Genomic DNA, 16,960 nt, shown 5'->3' with positions numbered 1-16,960 from the left:
TGCCGTAAGGCATGGAGCTGACTGTTACTAATCGGTCGAGGGCTTGACCTGAAATGCAAAACAAAAGTTTTGCAGAAAATGGTTGTGTTCGGAAAGAAAGTATGGTATGATGTATAGGTGTTAAGTGTATGCGGTTTTGAAGGTATATCAAATATCTTCAAAATAGTTATTGTGGCCCGGTGGCTCAGCTGGTTAGAGCGCCGCCCTGTCACGGCGGAGGTCGTCGGTTCGATCCCGATCCGGGTCGCTTTTCATAACTAAATATCTGAAAAATGGGATCTTAGCTCAGCTGGGAGAGCATCTGCCTTACAAGCAGAGGGTCACAGGTTCGAGCCCTGTAGGTCCCATTCTTTTATGGGTGGTTTCCCGAGTGGCCAAAGGGGACAGACTGTAAATCTGCTGCAAATTGCTTCGGTGGTTCGAATCCACCACCACCCACTTGCCAATCAGGCAATCGGCCGATGTGGCTCAATTGGCAGAGCAGCTGATTTGTAATCAGCAGGTTATCGGTTCGAGTCCGATCATCGGCTTTACTTGAGAAATCAAGTACAAAAATAGGATATCGCGGGATGGAGCAGTCTGGAAGCTCGTCGGGCTCATAACCCGAAGGTCGTAGGTTCAAATCCTACTCCCGCAATTTTATGCCTAGTTAGCTCAGTTGGTAGAGCAGAGGACTGAAAATCCTCGTGTCTCTGGTTCGATTCCGGAACTAGGCATATTTTACGGAGCATTAGCTCAGTCGGTAGAGCACTTGACTTTTAATCAAGTTGTCCGGGGTTCGAATCCCCGATGCTTCACTATGTGGAACCCTTTCGAGGGTTCTTTTTTTGTTCTGCATATCCAAAATTGGTCCACCGGACCAATTTTGATTATGTTTATCTTAAGGTTACGGCGAAAATCTTGCAAAAGAGCAGGAAATGTACTATGCTTTGAAAGAATAAAAAAGAACGGAGGAATCTGTTTATGGCACAAAAAAAGAAAAACAAAAGACGAAGACGCCAGTTTCAGCAGAAAGTGATTTTAAGTGTTCTGCTTGTTATCATTATCGGATTGATTGGCGTGCTTGGATATCAGATGCAGAAGAACGAGAAAAAACAGACGGATGGAAACGCAAGTGCATCCTCTTCGGTTTCGTCATCCTCTCTTGCTGGGGACAGTTCAGAGCCGATATCGGATTCCAGCCCGGAGGAGGAGATTACACCGACGCCTGAGCCGGTACAGCAGATTTCGTCAGATGGTCTGAACAGTCAGCATGCCCTGCTGGTGCGGGAAAGCGATCTGGCTGAGATGATGAATCTGGGCGGAGATGAGAGAATTTATCCGGCGTCGATGACAAAGATTATGACAGCGCTGCTTACCATTGAAAATCTTCCGGATCTGAACGAGACGATTACGGTTCCGGAGGACATCTTCGAGGAACTGACGGCACAGGATGCGTCGGTAGCGGGATTTAATCCGTACGAACAGCCAACGGTTCGTGATCTTCTCTATGGTGTGCTGCTGCCATCCGGCGCAGATGCCTGTGAGACATTGGCGAGAGCAGTCGGCGGATCGGAAGAAGGTTTTGTGGCCATGATGAACCAGAAAGCAGAAGAACTGGGACTTACCAATACGCATTTTGAGAACTGCACGGGACTGCATAACGACAACCATTATTCTACCTGCCGTGATATTGCGGTGCTGATGAGTGAGTGTCTGAAGAGTGATACGTTTCGCGAGATCGTGACGAGGGAGGTTTACACAACGGAGGCTACCGCATCACACCCGGAGGGAATTACGCTGTATGATACGATGCTCCACCGGTTTACCAGCTATGAGATGAGTACGACACTGGAGAACGGGGCAGTCATTGAAGGCGGAAAGACCGGATTTACCGATGAGGCGGGTCAGTGCCTGGTCAGCTTTGCAGAATATGGAGGCGAAGAGTACATACTTGTTACGGCAGAGGCCATGACGGATTCGGGATCTGCGGTGGACAGCATCGCGGATGCGAGTACGGTGTATGGAAGATTACAGTAAATACAGGTGAAAGCGAGAGCTGGAAACGGGAGAAAATTCCCGGTTCCGGCTCTTTTTTTTGCGTGAAGTAAGTCGAGAAAATAAGGTGTGGATAACATTGGGGATGTTTTGCACGGAATGCGCAGAAAAGAATTATGTTTTCCACAAAAGAAAGAAGCGCATGGGAAAAATTGTGGATAACGGAAAGGAAAAATCCAGTTTTTGTGTATAGATCGCGCCGGATGGGAAATACTGCTTACTGTAGAAAAGCAGGAGGAGAGCGAGAAATCGAAAAACGCCTCTGAAATGCTTAAAAAGATATCAGCAGAGGTGGTAAGAATATGAAAAGAGACAAGTTGAGAATCGGCGTGATCACAGCGGCACTGGCAATGATGATTGCAGGCGGAGTGCTGACCTGGCAGCAGGATGCGAGAAACGGTAAGGCAGATCAGGCGAAACAGGGAGAGACGGCACAGCTTACAGAGGACGAAAGCACCGGAACTACAGAACAGCAGACGGAGGAGACGGCGGGAGATGCAGACGGAACGCGTGCCGTACAGGATCAGGCAGATGATGTGGAAAACAGTCTGGAACAGGTGCCGGAAATGGAAGCGGCGTGTGAAGAAGAGGCGGCGGGAAATCCAGAAGCAGATGCAGAGACGGCTCAGAATACACCGGAAGAATCAGATGGGAATACAGAAAGACAGGACGCGCAGGCGGTAAACGGAACAGCGGCGGATCAGAACGGAGAAACAGGATCAGGAGAAACAGCGGCGAATGAAGAAACGAGTGCAGCATCCGGAACTGTGGATTCTGCAGAAAATCAGGAAACGGCAGTTGAGACAGCAGGGGCTGCACAGGATCTGATGTTCAGCGAAGCGACAATCATGGAACTGCCGGTTACTGGAACAGTTCTGATTCCGTATAACATGGAAAATACCGTTTATTTCCCGACACTGGATCTTTACCAGTGCAATCCAGGCGTTGTTTTCTCGGCGGCAGAAGGAACTCCGGTTCTGGCGGCAGCGGACGGAGAAGTTGTGAGTGTGGAAAATGATGCAAGAACCGGCCTCACCGTCACCATGAATCTTGGAAATGGATACGAAGCCATCTACGGACAGCTCACAGACGTTTCCCTCGAGGCAGGCCAGAAAGTTCAGAAAGCAGCACGGATCGGAGCAGTTGCAGCACCGACGAAATATTATGTAAAAGAGGGAAGCAATCTTTTCTTTGAGATGAAAAAAGATGGAAAAGCCATTGATCCTATGGTATATCTCCCGGCAATTTCGGAATAAAAAAGAGGACCTGCACGAAATGGGATGCGGGAAAGTATTATAAAGTGTAGGATTCGCAATCGAATCTTTTTTACAGGTTTTGAATACAAAAAAGGCGGCGCAGACCGCGGATGGTAAAATACCGTTTTTCGATTGCTTTTTATAAAAAAGGCTGGCTGAAAACAGTCAGCTTTACATATAACAAACAGGATTGTTTTGATATAGAAAAAGGGCGGAATAAAAGGAAAGTAACCGGTTACAGAAAATGTGAAAGTTTGTCATTTTAGGGGTTTCGTTTTTGAATGTTATCGGTTAAAATAGATGTAGTGGACAGATCCTGAAAACAAGGAGGATTAGAAAAATATGGAGCTTTTATTTATGGACCCGGTGTTCAAAGAAGCAATCTGGGGTGGAACAAAGTTAAGAGACGTATTTGATTACGAAATTCCGAGCGATACAACCGGCGAGTGCTGGGCGATCAGCGGACATGCCAACGGAATGAGCCATGTGGCAGGCGGAAGATTTGATGGAAAAACATTAGGTGAGCTCTGGAAAGAGGAGCCGGAAATTTTCGGAAATTACCCGGGAAGCCAGGTTCCGCTGCTGATCAAGATCATTGATGCAAAAAATGATCTGAGCATCCAGGTTCATCCAGATGATGCTTATGCAGGAGAGCATGAGAATGGATCTCTTGGAAAGACCGAGTGCTGGTACGTGCTGGACTGCGAACCGGGTACAGAAATTGTTATCGGACACAATGCAAAAGACAAGGCAGAAGTGGAGAAAATGATCCGCAATCATGAGTGGAGCGATTTCATCCGCAAAGTGCCGGTACATAAGGGAGATTTCTTCCAGATCAATCCGGGATGCGTACATGCCATCAAAGGCGGCACACTGATTCTGGAGACACAGCAGAGCAGCGATATCACCTATCGTGTATACGATTATGACAGACTGCAGAACGGCAAACCGAGACAACTTCATGTAGAGCAGAGTATCGATGTTATCGAGGCTCCGTTTAAAACGGCAGATATCGATACCTTTACAGAGGAAATCCCGGGCGCGGTACATACCCATTTTGTAACATGCAAGTTCTACTCTGTAGATAAATACGACATCGACGGTGTATTCACCTTGGATGCGAAAAAATATTATACTAATGTAAGTGTAATCGCCGGAGAGGGTACTGTAAACGGTATTCCGGTTAAGAAAGGTACTCACTTTATTATACCGGCTAATTTTAATGGATGCAGATTTGAAGGAAAACTTTCTGTAATCTGCTCAAATCCAGAAGCATAAGAGAGGAGAAAAACACAATGAGACTTGGAGCATTAGAAGCAGGCGGAACAAAGATGGTCTGCGCAATTGGAAACGCAAATGGAGAAATTTATGAGAGAATTTCTATCCCGACCGAGACACCGGAAATTACCGTTCCGAAAATGATTGAGTATTTCAAAGAGAAGGACATTCAGGCACTGGGAATCGGTTGCTTTGGACCGATCGACCTGAACAGAAAATCCGAAACATATGGTTACATTACCACAACTCCCAAATTAGCATGGAAGAACTACAACATCGTAGGCGCTTTCACAGATGCACTGGACATCCCGGTTGGATTTGATACCGATGTAAACGGTTCTGCACTGGGTGAGGCTACCTGGGGAATCACAAAAGGTCTGGACAACAGCATTTACATCACCATCGGAACGGGCGTTGGAATGGGAATTATTTCCAATGGCAAGCTGTTGCACGGCATGCTTCATCCGGAAGGCGGACACGTTCTGCTGACCAGACATCCGAAAGATACTTACGGCGGAAAATGCCCGTATCACAGCAACTGCCTGGAAGGCCTTGCTGCAGGTCCTGCCATTGAAGCACGCTGGGGCAAAAAAGGTATTGAGCTGGCAGACAAAAAAGAGGTATGGGAGCTTGAGGCTTACTATATCGGACAGGCACTTGTAGACTGCATCATGCTGCTCTCCCCGCAGAGAATCGTTTTGGGCGGAGGCGTTATGCATCAGGAGCATATGATGCCGCTCGTAAGAGAAGAAGTAAAGAAACAGCTGAACGGATATCTTGTAACAAAAGAACTTGAGGATCTCGACAGCTACATTGTACTTCCAAGCCTGAACGACAATCAGGGTATCATGGGTGCGCTGAAACTGGCTGTAGATGAGCTGGCAATGCAGTAAGGTGCAGGAACATCCGAAAAATTTCACTTACATCGTGGAATGCAGCGATGGAACACTTTACACCGGCTGGACCAACAATCTTGAGCACCGCGTTGAGACACACAATGTGGGAAAAGGTGCCAAATACACCAAAAGCCGGAGACCGGTAAAACTGGTGTATTTTGAAACGTATTCCTCCAAAGAAGAGGCGATGCGGCGGGAGTGGGAGATTAAACAGCTTTCGCGGACAGAGAAATGGAAGCTGATCAAGGCGAAATAAGAATCAAAAACAGACTTTTCGAACAGACACAACAATGTGTGGATGCGGAAAGTCTGTTTTTTTGTGAAAATGTGTCGAACGATTCCGGAAGAAACCAGATATTTTGACTTGCAAAATAATTTCATCCTGTTATAATAAAAGAAACGGCAACAAGTAGTAATAAAAACTATGTGAGACGGTAATTGAAATAAAACAGCGTTTCTGACAGGAAAGGAGTGGGCAGAATGAAGTATATCAGAAAAAATGGAATCAAGGATCCTGGCAGTGCGATTACACATGGAACTGCGCTGATCCTAGCGGTGGTGGGAACGCTGCCGTTGCTTTTGAAGGCGGCGCGGGAGCCGGATCATCTGCATGTGGTCGCAATGACAGTGTTTATGCTGAGTATGATTTTGCTGTATCTGGCGAGCACCGTGTATCACACGTTTGATGTAAACGGGAAGGTGAACCGTCGACTGAAAAAGTTTGATCATATGATGATTTCAGTGCTGATTGCGGGAAGCTACACACCGATCTGCCTGATTGCACTGCATGGACGGACGGGAATTGCACTCTGTGCACTGGTGTGGGCGGCAGCGATTGGCGGGATTCTCGTCAAGGCATTCTGGATCAACTGTCCGAAGTGGTTTTCTTCGGTGCTGTATATCGCAATGGGCTGGCTGTGCGTTCTGGCGTTTCATCCGCTGTTTCTGGCCCTCTCGCGGCCGGCGTTTGGATGGCTGCTGGCCGGCGGAATTATTTATACAGTCGGCGGGGTGATTTACTCCTTAAAAATGCCGGTGTTTAATGCAAAACATAAAAAGTTCGGAACACATGAAATTTTCCATCTGTTTGTGATGGGTGGAAGCTTCTGTCATTTTATTGTGATGTACTATTTTGTGGCGGCGATGCCGGTATAAAATAACAGTGGCGGCTGTACCGGGAAAGAAAAATCCGGTACAGCCGCTGCTTTATGTTTACGTGTCGTGGGGGTAAAATCTGTGATGCTGCAAAACTCCTGGAGAATGCTGTTATAACAACGGGAACAGCCACTTTAGTTCAGTTTAATATTTTTAAACAGCGATCCCAGTGTCGTTGTCACTTCCTCTGTCTCCGGGAGTTCGATGGTTTCTTCCTGAATTTCTTCGGCGGCAACATCGTCGAGTGCCTTCATGGAGAGACTGAGTTTGCCGTCTTTGATGGCAATGACTTTTACTTTGACTTTATCGCCGACTGCCAGAACTGCGGACGGATGTTTGATGCGTTTGGCGCAGATCTGGGAGATGTGGACGAGGCCGGAGAGGCCGTTTCCGAGGCTGATGAAGGCGCCGTATGGCTGCAGGCTCTCAACGGTTCCTTCGGTGACGAGGCCGACTTCTACGTTGGAGATTTTCTCTTTGCGCTCTTCGTCTGCTTTCTCGCGGAGAATTTCGCGGGCGGAGAGGATCAGGCGGTCTTTTTCTTTGTCGAGGTCAAAAACCTGTACCTGAATGTCTTTGTTTAAGTATTCATTCAGATCTTCCACGTAGTTCAGGGAGAGTTTGGAAGCCGGGATGAAGCCGCGGATTCCTTCGACGTAAGCGATAACACCGGCGTTTACGATTCCTTTGACTTTTACATCCAGTACGGTTTTCTCTTCTTTGTACTGTGCGAGTTTTTCCCATGCGAGGATATCGTTTGCCTCTGCGCGGGAGAGAAGAATGTTGCCGTGGCCGTCGTCTTTGCGGATCACGGTTGCGGTGATTTCGTCACCGACCTGAACAGCGTCTTTTAAGGAGAAGCCAGGCTCGTTGCTGAAGTCCTCGGCGCGGATGACGCCCTCTGCGTAGTATTTCAGATCGAGAATCACCTCTTTTTCATCTACGGAGATGACGGTTCCGGTGAGCATGTCGCCTTCCTCAATTTTTTTGAAGGAAGCTTCCAGCTCTGCGGAGAAGTCATCCATGGTTAATTTTTCTTCTGACATAATGAAACACCCCTTTTTCGTAAGAATAACAGGAAAACGAGAGGAAAATTGTGGATTTATGAAAAAATCGGGTTCAATTTTGCACGTTTTTCTATCTGCGTTTATCTTAACATAAAAGATTTTCTTTGACCAGATGAAAAAAGGATGGTAATATGTGTGTAGTCGTTACCAAAATTACTGAGACGCGCACTTGCTGCGCGGCTGCAGGAGAAAGTGATTCAGGTGGCCGCCCGGAACTTCGCGGAGCGAATTTGCATGTGCAGGGCGGCGGTTACTGGTCACGAAGTGAGCAGTAACTGTAGTCGTTACAAAAAAAGAAGTAAAACTACCGGGACGAACTTACTGTATACCACAAACATACAGAAGGGAGGAGTACTATTATGAAATCAAATTCAAGAGTTTATGTAATTGGACATAAAAATCCGGATACGGATTCCATTTGTTCGGCGATTGCCTATGCGGATATCAAGAACAGGACAGATAAAACCAAAACCTACATGGCGCGGCGTGCCGGTCAGATCAATGAGGAGACCGAGTATGTACTGAAGCGCTTTGGCGTGCGCGCACCGGGGTATCTGCCGAATGCGGGAACGCAGGTAAAGGAAATTGAAATCCATGAGGTGCCGAGCGTACCGGGCACGATTTCCGTGAAGAAAGCGTATTCCATGATGAAAAACAACAACGTGGTCACACTGCCGATTACTTCGCCGGACAATGATCTGCAGGGCGTGATTACGGTCAGTGATATCGCAGAATCCTATATGGATTCTTATGACAGCCATGTCATGTCACTGGCAAGGACGCAATACCGCAGTATCGCGGATACGTTGGATGGTTCGGTTATTGTCGGAAATGAACATGGTTATTTTATCCGCGGAAAAGTCGTTGTCGGCGCATTCCATCCGGATACGATGGAGAACTACATCGAAAAAGATGACCTTGTCATTCTCGGAAACCGTGCGGAGGACCAGCTCTGTGCAATCGAGATGGATGCAAGCTGCATTATCGTCGGACTTGGCGCAAAGGTGACGAAAACGATTCAGAAATTTGCAGAGGAAAAATGCTGTGTGATCATCAGCAGTCCGCATGACACGTATACGATTGCGCGTCTGATTAACCAGAGTATTCCGGTCAAATATCTGATGCGCAGAAGCAATCTGATCACGTTCAACACCGAAGATTTCCTCGATGATATCAAAGAAGTTATGAAAAATCAGAGACACCGCGATTTCCCGATTCTGAACAAGAAAGGAAAATATGTGGGAACGATTTCCCGTCGGAACCTGATCGGAAATGCAGGAAAGAAACTGATTCTCGTCGATCACAATGAGGAATCACAGGCGGTCGATAACGTCAAAGAGGCGGAGATTCTCGAGATCATCGACCATCATCGTCTGGGATCACTTGAGACGATGGCGCCGGTTATGTTCCGCAATGAGCCGGTGGGCTGCACGGGAACGATTATGTATGAAATTTATAAGGAAAAAGAGCTGGAGATCGCGCCGAACATCGCAGGACTGCTCTGCGCAGCCATCATTTCCGATACGCTGATGTTCCGGTCGCCGACGTGTACGTTTCTTGACAAAGCGGCAGCAGAGGCACTGGCGGACATTGCAGGCATCAGCATTCCGGAGTTTGCATCCGAAATGTTCCGTGCAGGAAGCAACCTGAAAGATAAATCACCGGAAGAAATTTTCTACCAGGATTTCAAAAAATTCATCATGGGCGATGTTACGTTTGGTGTCGGCCAGATTACATCCCTCGATGCGGGCGAGCTGGAATCCATCAAGGAACAGCTTCTGCCGCAGATGGAAAGCGAGTGCGGAAAACACGGCATCGAGATGGTATTCTTTATGCTGACCAATATTATAGAAGAATCTACAGAGCTTCTGTATTATGGAAGCGGGGCAAAGGAAGTCATCGAAAAAGCTTTTGAAGATCTTCCGGTCAACGAGGTCAGCTGCGAGCTGAAGGGTGTTGTATCGAGAAAGAAACAGCTGATTCCGGCATTTATGATGGCGCTGCAGAATCAGTAAAAACAGAAAAAATAAAAAAGCGTGGTTCCGGGCCTGAAAACAGATCCGGGGCACGCTTTTTTCGGTCATAAAAGGGTGAAAAAGAGGAAAGGAAAGAAATAAGAATGGGAAAACAGACATGGAAAGCGGGAAATATGCTGTATCCGCTGCCGGCGGTCATGGTGTCGGTGCGCGGAAAGAACGGGGAGGACAACATCATCACCGTTGCCTGGGCCGGCACGGTGTGTACGAATCCTCCGATGGTATCGATCTCGGTGCGGCCGGAACGCTACAGCTATCAGATGATCAAAGAGAGCGGTGCGTTCGTCATCAACCTGACGACGGAGGACCTCTGCTATGCGACCGACTACTGCGGCGTGCGCTCGGGAAGAGATGTGGATAAGTTCAAAGAGATGAAACTGACGAAAGTCGAGGCGGAGGAGATTTCCGCACCGATGATCGGGGAGTCGCCGGTTAATATCGAGTGTAAAGTGGAGCAGGTGCTCGAACTGGGCTCGCATCACATGTTTCTTGCAAAAGTTGTGGCTGTCCATGCGGATGAGGCATACATGGATGAGCGCGGCCGCTTCGATCTGAACCGCGCGAAACCGATTGTGTATTCCCACGGAGAGTACTTTGGAATCGGGAAAAAGCAGGGAACCTTTGGCTGGAGCGTGAAGAAAAAATCGAAAACACCTAATATAAAAACAAAAAACCGCAGCTAATCTTTATTTTCTAAAGAATCAGCACGCGAAATTTTATAGTACTTTCGGTAAAAATATACAAAATCGACAAAAATACTGGGTAAATATTAGAAAACGCTACAAAATCATGATTTATTAGGAATTTTTTGCGTGAAATATTGCAAAAACCGGATATTTTATGCTATAATATCAACCAATCGTTGACCTTATAAAATTAAGTGATCCGGAGGACGGGAGAATCCACCGGAGACGCGAGAGAGTGCGGAAATGATTTTCTCCACGCTTTAAGGCTGATGAGAACCGCAGATGGATCTTTTAAAGAAATCTTTCTGCACTACATTAAGGGAGAAATTTCAAGGAGGAAACTAACATGTCATACGTAGATGAGGTTATTGAGTCCGTAGTTGCAAAAAACCCAGCTGAGCCGGAATTCCATCAGGCAGTCAAAGAGGTTCTGGAATCTCTTCGCCCTGTTATTGAAGCAAACGAGGAAAAATACAGAAAAGTCGCTCTTCTGGAGAGAATGGTAGAGCCAGAGCGTCAGATCAAATTCCGTGTGCCGTGGGTAGACGATAAAGGACAGGCTCATGTAAACACCGGATATCGTGTACAGTTTAACAGTGCAATCGGACCTTACAAAGGAGGAATCCGTCTGCATCCTTCTGTAAATATTGGTATTATCAAATTCCTGGGATTCGAGCAGGTATTCAAAAACTCACTGACCAGCCTTCCGATCGGCGGAGGTAAAGGTGGTTCTGACTTCGATCCGAAAGGAAAATCTGACAGAGAGATCATGGCATTCTGCCAGAGCTTTATGACAGAGCTTTGCAAATATATCGGCGCAGACACCGACGTACCGGCTGGTGACATCGGAACAGGCGCAAGAGAGATCGGCTTCATGTTCGGACAGTACAAGAGAATCCGCGGCGTATACGAAGGCGTTCTGACTGGTAAAGGTTTAAGCTACGGCGGATCTTTAGCAAGAACAGAGGCTACCGGATACGGACTGCTGTACCTGACCCAGGAGCTGCTGAAACTGAACGGCATCGACATCGCAGGCAAGACCGCTTGTGTATCCGGTTCCGGAAACGTTGCAATCTATGCAATCGAGAAAGCTACTCAGCTTGGTGTGAAAGTTCTCACCTGCTCTGACTCCAACGGATGGGTTTACGATCCAGACGGAATCGATGTAGCTGCATTAAAAGAGATCAAAGAAGTAAATCGTGCCCGTCTGACCGAGTACAAGAAATATCGTCCAAACTCTGAGTACCACGAAGGACGCGGCGTATGGGTTGTAAAAGCAGACCTTGCTCTTCCTTGCGCAACTCAGAACGAGCTGCTGCTTGAGGATGCAAAAGCACTTGTTGAGAACGGATGCACTGCAGTATGCGAGGGCGCTAACATGCCTACTACTCTGGAAGCAACCAAATATCTGCAGGAGCACGGCGTAATCTTCGCACCTGGAAAAGCTGCAAATGCAGGTGGTGTTGCAACATCCGCACTCGAGATGTCCCAGAACTCCGAGCGTCTGTCTTGGACCTTCGATGAAGTTGATGCAAAACTGAAAAATATCATGATCAACATCACACACAACATGGTTGATGCTGCAAAACGTTACGGCCATGAGGGCGACTATGTTATGGGCGCTAACATCGCAGGCTTTGAGAAAGTAGCTGACGCTATGATGGCTCAGGGAATCTGCTAATCTGATTTTGAGAAATCCAAAGGGATCTCCGGTTAAGACCGAGGGTCCCTTTTTGCATAAAAGATAGAAGAAACACAGAAAAATAACGAAAATTACAGTGTACAAAAAACATTACATTTTGCAACGAGACTAGACAGAAGAAATAGACTTTCACGCGGTACCGTGTGAATAAAACGACAGAATATGCGAGTAAGTTGTATTATTATGCATAAATGCAATATACAGGTAAGATAAAAACCTAAGAAAAACGTAAGAAAAAAGATATTTTATGTTCAGAAATAGAGCGTATAGTAAACAAAAATAATGCAAAAATAATGAAAAGCAGAAGTTGACAAGAGCTTGCGCGAGAAATATAATTATTTATGTATTGATAAAGAACTTGTTTGCATTAATATGTAATGAATTTGCATACAGGGAAGAGGAAGAGAAGATGACATTAAAAGATTGCTACATGCAGATGGGAGCAGATTACGAGGAAACCGTTCAGCGGCTTCGCAGTGAATCTCTGATTCAGCGGATCATTTTAAAATTTCCTCAGGATCCGAGCTATCAGGAGCTTTGCCAGGCACTGGCGGACGGAAATATTGAGGTTGCATTCCGTGCAGCTCATACATTAAAAGGCGTGTGCCAGAATCTTGGTTTTAAAAATCTGTACGAGCCAAGCGCCGAGCTGACCGAGCGGTTAAGACCGCTGCAGGAGACCGAGACGGATGATCTGATGCAGAAGGTGACGGAAGAATATAACCGCACCGTAAAAGCGATTGAGGATTTCCAGAACGCTTAAATTGAAGGAAGAAAACAAGGAGACATTGATCTGTGAGATGAGGAACACAGACCGGTGTCTCCTTTTTATGGAATTCTGTACAAGATGCGGGTTGACGGGAAAAAAGAAACATGATAATCTTTTTACATAAAAGCACAGCTTATGAAGAAGACTTGTTTAAAAAGAAAAACTTATAAGTATCTATAAGAAAAAACAAGGACGCTTTGCCGGAAAAATTCCGGCTGTGCAGGGCATATTCCATACCGAAAGGCAAGGCAGCCCAAATCTACAAAAGCAGGAGAAAAGCAATGAAAAAAGAAAAAAGTTCAGCTATGGGAACCCCGTACACCTTTGAAGGACGGATTCCGCTGAAGCAGGCGATTCCGCTTGGATTGCAGCACATAATGGCGATGTTCGTAGGAAACCTTACCCCGCTTCTGATCATCATGGGAGCGTGCGGTCTGACGGCGGATGCGGGCTACGGTGCACTTCGTACGGCTCTTTTGCAGAATGCAATGACAGTAGCCGGTATTGTAACACTGGTACAGATGTTTTCGATTGGACCGATCGGCGGTAAAGTACCGATTGTTATGGGTACATCTTCTGGATTCCTCGGCGTATTCAAGAGCGTGACAGCCGTGCTGGGACAGGGCGCGCTGACGTACGGCGCTATCCTTGGTGCGACAATTGTCGGCGGTCTGTTTGAGGGCGTGCTTGGCGTCTGTTTAAAGCCGCTTCGTAAATTTTTCCCGTCGGTTGTTACCGGCTGCGTCGTTATGGCGATCGGTCTTTCGCTGATTCCGGTTGGAATCAATTATCTCTGCGGCGGTTCCGGAACGAACGATTACGGTTCCATGCAGAATCTGTTCCTTGGAATGGTTGTTCTGATTGTAACGCTCGCATTGAAGCACTTTACAAATCCGAAGGGAATTTTAAGTACTGCTTCGATTCTGATCGGTATTTTAGTCGGCTACGTAGTAGCCATTGTTATGACAATGGTTCTGCCGCATACCGGAACGGCGGTTCTTGAGGATGGAAGCACAGTTTCCTATACATATTCCTGGGTTGTCAATTTCCAGCAGGTAAAAGACGCTTCCTGGTTCGCACTTCCGGGTATTGCAGGTTTTGGAAAACTGGCTGAGGTAAAACCGGTCTTCCGGCTGGAGGCCATTCTTCCGGTTGCAATCATGTTTATTGTAACAACCGTTGAGACGGTTGGTGATATCTGTGCCTGTGTAGAGAGCGGTATGGACCGCGAGGCAACCGATTCGGAGCTTTCCGGCGGTATTATCTGCGATGGTCTTGGATCAAGCTTTGCAGCAGTACTCGGTGTTCTTCCGAATACTTCTTTTGCACAGAATGTCGGCATTATTTCGATGACAAAAATTGTAAACCGTATGGCGCTTTCCTGCGGAGCAGTTTTCCTGATTCTCTGCGGACTCTGCCCGAAGATTGCAGCATTTGTATCCATCATGCCGCAGTCCGTACTGGGCGGTGCGGCCGTTATGATGTTTGCATCGATTCTGGTTTCCGGTATCCAGCTCATCACAAAAGAGCCGATCACAAGTCGTGAGATTACAATCGTTTCCGTTGCACTGGGTCTTGGCTATGGCCTTGGATCTACTGCAGGAGCGATTTCAGAGCTTCCTTATTATATCCAGCTGATTTTCGGCGGTTCCGGTATCGTTCCGGCGGCGGTTACGGCGATTGTGCTGAATATCATTATTCCAAAAGAGAAGAAAAAAGCAGAATAAAGAACAAAAAAAAGAAAAAGAACCTCTTATGTTTCCGGAAAGAAGTATTCCCGGGGAGAGATAAGAGGTTCTTTTTTATTGTGCTGCCCGGCATTCGGAGGGAACTGCCGGTAGAAGGCTCTGCAGGTAAAATGTCTGAAAATACGAGGAATATACAAAATGACGGAAAAAGCACAAAAAATCCGTCAATAGATAAAAGAATAACGAAAAAGAAAAAGTCAAGATTGACTATAAATTTTAAAATAGTGTACAAAATCGACAATATGAATTAAAAAAACGAAATAAATTGTGAAAAATACATAAAAAATGCTTGTCAAAACGGGTGGAAGAGAGGTATAATCATTGCATAAAAAGTGTGACGAAAATGTGAAAGTTTTAGGCAAAACGTATGATTAAAAACAATGGATTCTTCGTAAGCCTGGACAAAAGCAACAACGGAGCACGCAAAAAGAACGTAAATCACAAGGAGGACACCAAATGAAAAAGAAAGTAATTTCTGCATTACTGGCAAGCACCATGATCGTAAGCCTGGTAGCATGTGGCAGCACTGGAGGAGACAGTTCTGACACAAACAGCAAGAGCAGCGGCACAACAGCATCAAGTACGGCAGGCGGCGATGAAGCAAAGGATACCTCATCGGACAGCGGCTCCGGCGATGCAGCAGGTTCTGGTGACTGGGTTGCAGCAGCTGATGAAGCAGATGATGCAGTACCGGGTGAAAATGACGATCGTGCGTTTGCAAAATTTGATCATGTCGTAGAAGTACATTATGGATATCAGATCGACCCGAAGGATACCACACTTCCGGACGGCGATTCCGTAGATAACAACCAGTACACCAGATACCTTCTGGATAACTACAACATCAAAGTTGTCTGCGACTGGACTGCAGGTAATGCATCTGACTTCCAGCAGAAAGTATCTCTGGCAATCGCATCTGCTTCCCTTCCGGATGCAGTCGTTGCACCAACCCGTAACTACCTGGTACAGGCAGCAAGAGCAGATCTTCTTGCAGACCTCTGGCCGGAGTTCAACCAGTACGCATCCAAACAGGTAAAAGAAATCATCGAGACTACCGAAGGACGTGCGATCAACAATGCAACCGTAGACGGAACCTTCTGTGCACTGCCAAACATATCGGTAGATACCGATGGTGTTTACCTGTACTTTATCCGTCAGGACTGGCTGGATCAGTTAGGACTGGAAGTTCCGAAGACCGTAGATGAACTCGGCGAAGTAGCTCAGAAATTTAAAGACGCAGGTCTCAGCCCGGATTATGCAATCGCAGGTATTGATAACGGCGGAAGAACCTACTCCAACTTCCTGAACTCCTCCAACAACGGATACGGTTTCGATGCTGTATATCAGGCATTCAATGCAACACCGGGGTATTTTCTGAAAGATGATTCCGGCGAACTGTACTGGGGAACTACAACAGATGAAATGAAAGAAGCCCTTACCACCTTACATGACTGGTATGAAAAAGGCCTCATCAACCCGGAGGTTGGAACCACAACCAACGGCGACAATGCAAACAATGTTAAGAACGGAACCTGCGGTATCTTCATGGGACCATGGTGGAGCCTTGGATACGGAAACCCGGATTCCTTCCGTAACGATAACAATGCAAACTGGCAGGCATATCCGCTGTACACCAAAGACGGTGAGTGGAATATTCATATGAAAGACGTTGGAACCACTTATACTATGGTAAACAAAAACGCATCGGATGATGTGAAGAAAGCCATTGTTATCATGAACAACGTACTCGTTCGTGATGAGTCTACCTTCGATACTTCTGTAGCAATCGGCTGGTATCCGCTGCGTAACTGTATGGCAGCTACCGATGAGTGCGAGTATGAGTATGATGCACTGATGGGAATCATCAAAGGCGAAGCAAGCGCAGATGATTATCAGCAGGGCGGAAGCAAATTCAACGGTCTGTACAAGAACCTGGCAAACGATGCCGCAACTCTGAAAGACGTTATCTCTGAGGACTATGACGGATCCAGAGATCTGACAGTAACCGATATGGATGTCAATACCAACAACGGACAGTTCAACAGATTCTATGCACTGCTGATTGGTGATCGTCCATACGCAACACTTGAACCGGATCACAAGATCTATTCTGAACTGTACTACACCATCGACGGAATGGATACCTACTGGACGCAGATCTCTGACCTGGAAGACAAGAGTGTCCTTCAGTTCATCACAGGCGCTAAGAGCCTTGACGAGTGGGATCAGTTCTGCACCGACTGGCATGTACAGGGCGGCGATCAGATCCTTGAGCTGGTAAAAGATTACCTGGCTGAGTAATTTATGTAAATGTATGATGTGGAGGGTGG

The 16,960-nt window shown here is 46.7% G+C and carries 13 protein-coding genes and 7 tRNA genes; 19 read left to right on the top strand and 1 reads right to left on the bottom strand.

The features are described 5' to 3' along the window. The first annotated feature begins 173 nt into the window (after positions 1 to 173). From DXD02_RS13155 to trhA, 13 genes are all read left to right on the top strand, one after another. Positions 174 to 247 (top strand) — tRNA-Asp (locus tag DXD02_RS13155). A gap of 27 nt (positions 248 to 274) precedes the next feature. After that, positions 275 to 347, top strand: a tRNA-Val gene (locus DXD02_RS13150). A gap of 9 nt (positions 348 to 356) precedes the next feature. Then, a tRNA-Tyr gene (locus DXD02_RS13145) sits at positions 357 to 438 on the top strand. 19 nt (positions 439 to 457) lie between these two features. Continuing rightward, positions 458 to 530, top strand: a tRNA-Thr gene (locus DXD02_RS13140). A 33-nt stretch (positions 531 to 563) separates the two neighbouring features. Beyond that, positions 564 to 637, top strand: a tRNA-Met gene (locus DXD02_RS13135). A gap of 6 nt (positions 638 to 643) precedes the next feature. Further along, positions 644 to 716: transfer RNA gene (locus tag DXD02_RS13130), tRNA-Phe, on the top strand. An 8-nt stretch (positions 717 to 724) separates the two neighbouring features. Further along, positions 725 to 797 (top strand) — tRNA-Lys (locus DXD02_RS13125). Between the two features lie 166 nt (positions 798 to 963). Further along, complete coding sequence (locus tag DXD02_RS13120) at positions 964 to 2,019, top strand: D-alanyl-D-alanine carboxypeptidase family protein (RefSeq protein ID WP_118595197.1); 1,056 nt, start codon at positions 964 to 966, stop codon at positions 2,017 to 2,019. A 320-nt stretch (positions 2,020 to 2,339) separates the two neighbouring features. Further along, positions 2,340 to 3,293 (top strand): peptidoglycan DD-metalloendopeptidase family protein, encoded by a 954-nt coding sequence (locus tag DXD02_RS13115; protein WP_117762165.1) that lies wholly within the window; start codon positions 2,340 to 2,342, stop codon positions 3,291 to 3,293. Positions 3,294 to 3,635: 342 nt separating this feature from the next. After that, entirely contained in the window at positions 3,636 to 4,571 is a 936-nt protein-coding gene (manA, locus tag DXD02_RS13110; protein ID WP_118666961.1) for a mannose-6-phosphate isomerase, class I, read from the top strand. A 17-nt stretch (positions 4,572 to 4,588) separates the two neighbouring features. Continuing rightward, a complete protein-coding gene (locus DXD02_RS13105) occupies positions 4,589 to 5,464 on the top strand; it encodes an ROK family protein (protein WP_118666960.1) in 876 nt (291 codons plus the stop codon). Beyond that, the gene (locus DXD02_RS13100) at positions 5,445 to 5,723 is read left to right on the top strand and encodes a GIY-YIG nuclease family protein (protein WP_022461219.1); all 279 of its coding nucleotides are present in this window, start codon (positions 5,445 to 5,447) and stop codon (positions 5,721 to 5,723) included. Before DXD02_RS13105 ends, DXD02_RS13100 begins: the two co-directional genes overlap by 20 nt. Positions 5,724 to 5,947: 224 nt before the next feature. Next, positions 5,948 to 6,622, top strand: a complete 675-nt coding sequence (trhA, locus tag DXD02_RS13095; protein ID WP_118666959.1) for a PAQR family membrane homeostasis protein TrhA — start codon at positions 5,948 to 5,950, stop codon at positions 6,620 to 6,622. A 134-nt stretch (positions 6,623 to 6,756) separates the two neighbouring features. Here the strand turns inward: trhA and DXD02_RS13090 are convergent, their stop codons facing one another. Continuing rightward, a complete protein-coding gene (locus DXD02_RS13090) occupies positions 6,757 to 7,668 on the bottom strand; it encodes a 30S ribosomal protein S1 (RefSeq protein ID WP_117813161.1) in 912 nt (303 codons plus the stop codon). A 380-nt stretch (positions 7,669 to 8,048) separates the two neighbouring features. On the opposite strand from DXD02_RS13090, the gene DXD02_RS13085 reads away from it, so the two are divergent. The 6 genes from DXD02_RS13085 (at position 8,049) to DXD02_RS13055 (ending at position 16,931) form a co-directional block, all read left to right on the top strand. After that, complete coding sequence (locus DXD02_RS13085; protein ID WP_117762172.1) at positions 8,049 to 9,704, top strand: putative manganese-dependent inorganic diphosphatase; 1,656 nt, start codon at positions 8,049 to 8,051, stop codon at positions 9,702 to 9,704. A 104-nt stretch (positions 9,705 to 9,808) separates the two neighbouring features. After that, positions 9,809 to 10,408, top strand: coding sequence for a flavin reductase family protein (locus DXD02_RS13080; protein WP_117510675.1), 600 nt, complete (start codon positions 9,809 to 9,811; stop codon positions 10,406 to 10,408). Positions 10,409 to 10,757: 349 nt separating this feature from the next. Beyond that, positions 10,758 to 12,092, top strand: coding sequence for an NADP-specific glutamate dehydrogenase (gene gdhA, locus DXD02_RS13075; protein WP_055220308.1), 1,335 nt, complete (start codon positions 10,758 to 10,760; stop codon positions 12,090 to 12,092). A 430-nt stretch (positions 12,093 to 12,522) separates the two neighbouring features. Then, complete coding sequence (locus DXD02_RS13070) at positions 12,523 to 12,876, top strand: Hpt domain-containing protein (protein WP_055220310.1); 354 nt, start codon at positions 12,523 to 12,525, stop codon at positions 12,874 to 12,876. 287 nt (positions 12,877 to 13,163) lie between these two features. Then, positions 13,164 to 14,609, top strand: a complete 1,446-nt coding sequence (locus DXD02_RS13065; protein ID WP_118666958.1) for a uracil-xanthine permease family protein — start codon at positions 13,164 to 13,166, stop codon at positions 14,607 to 14,609. Positions 14,610 to 15,086: 477 nt separating this feature from the next. Further along, positions 15,087 to 16,931, top strand: a complete 1,845-nt coding sequence (locus DXD02_RS13055) for an extracellular solute-binding protein (protein WP_118666957.1) — start codon at positions 15,087 to 15,089, stop codon at positions 16,929 to 16,931. Positions 16,932 to 16,960: the final 29 nt, after the last annotated feature.

Origin of the sequence: Blautia sp. TF10-30 (assembly GCF_003481245.1) — a bacterium.
Lineage (GTDB): Bacteria > Bacillota > Clostridia > Lachnospirales > Lachnospiraceae > Fusicatenibacter > Fusicatenibacter saccharivorans.
Note: the sequence above shows the minus strand (reverse complement) of the source record. Positions and strands in the feature narration are given on the sequence as shown.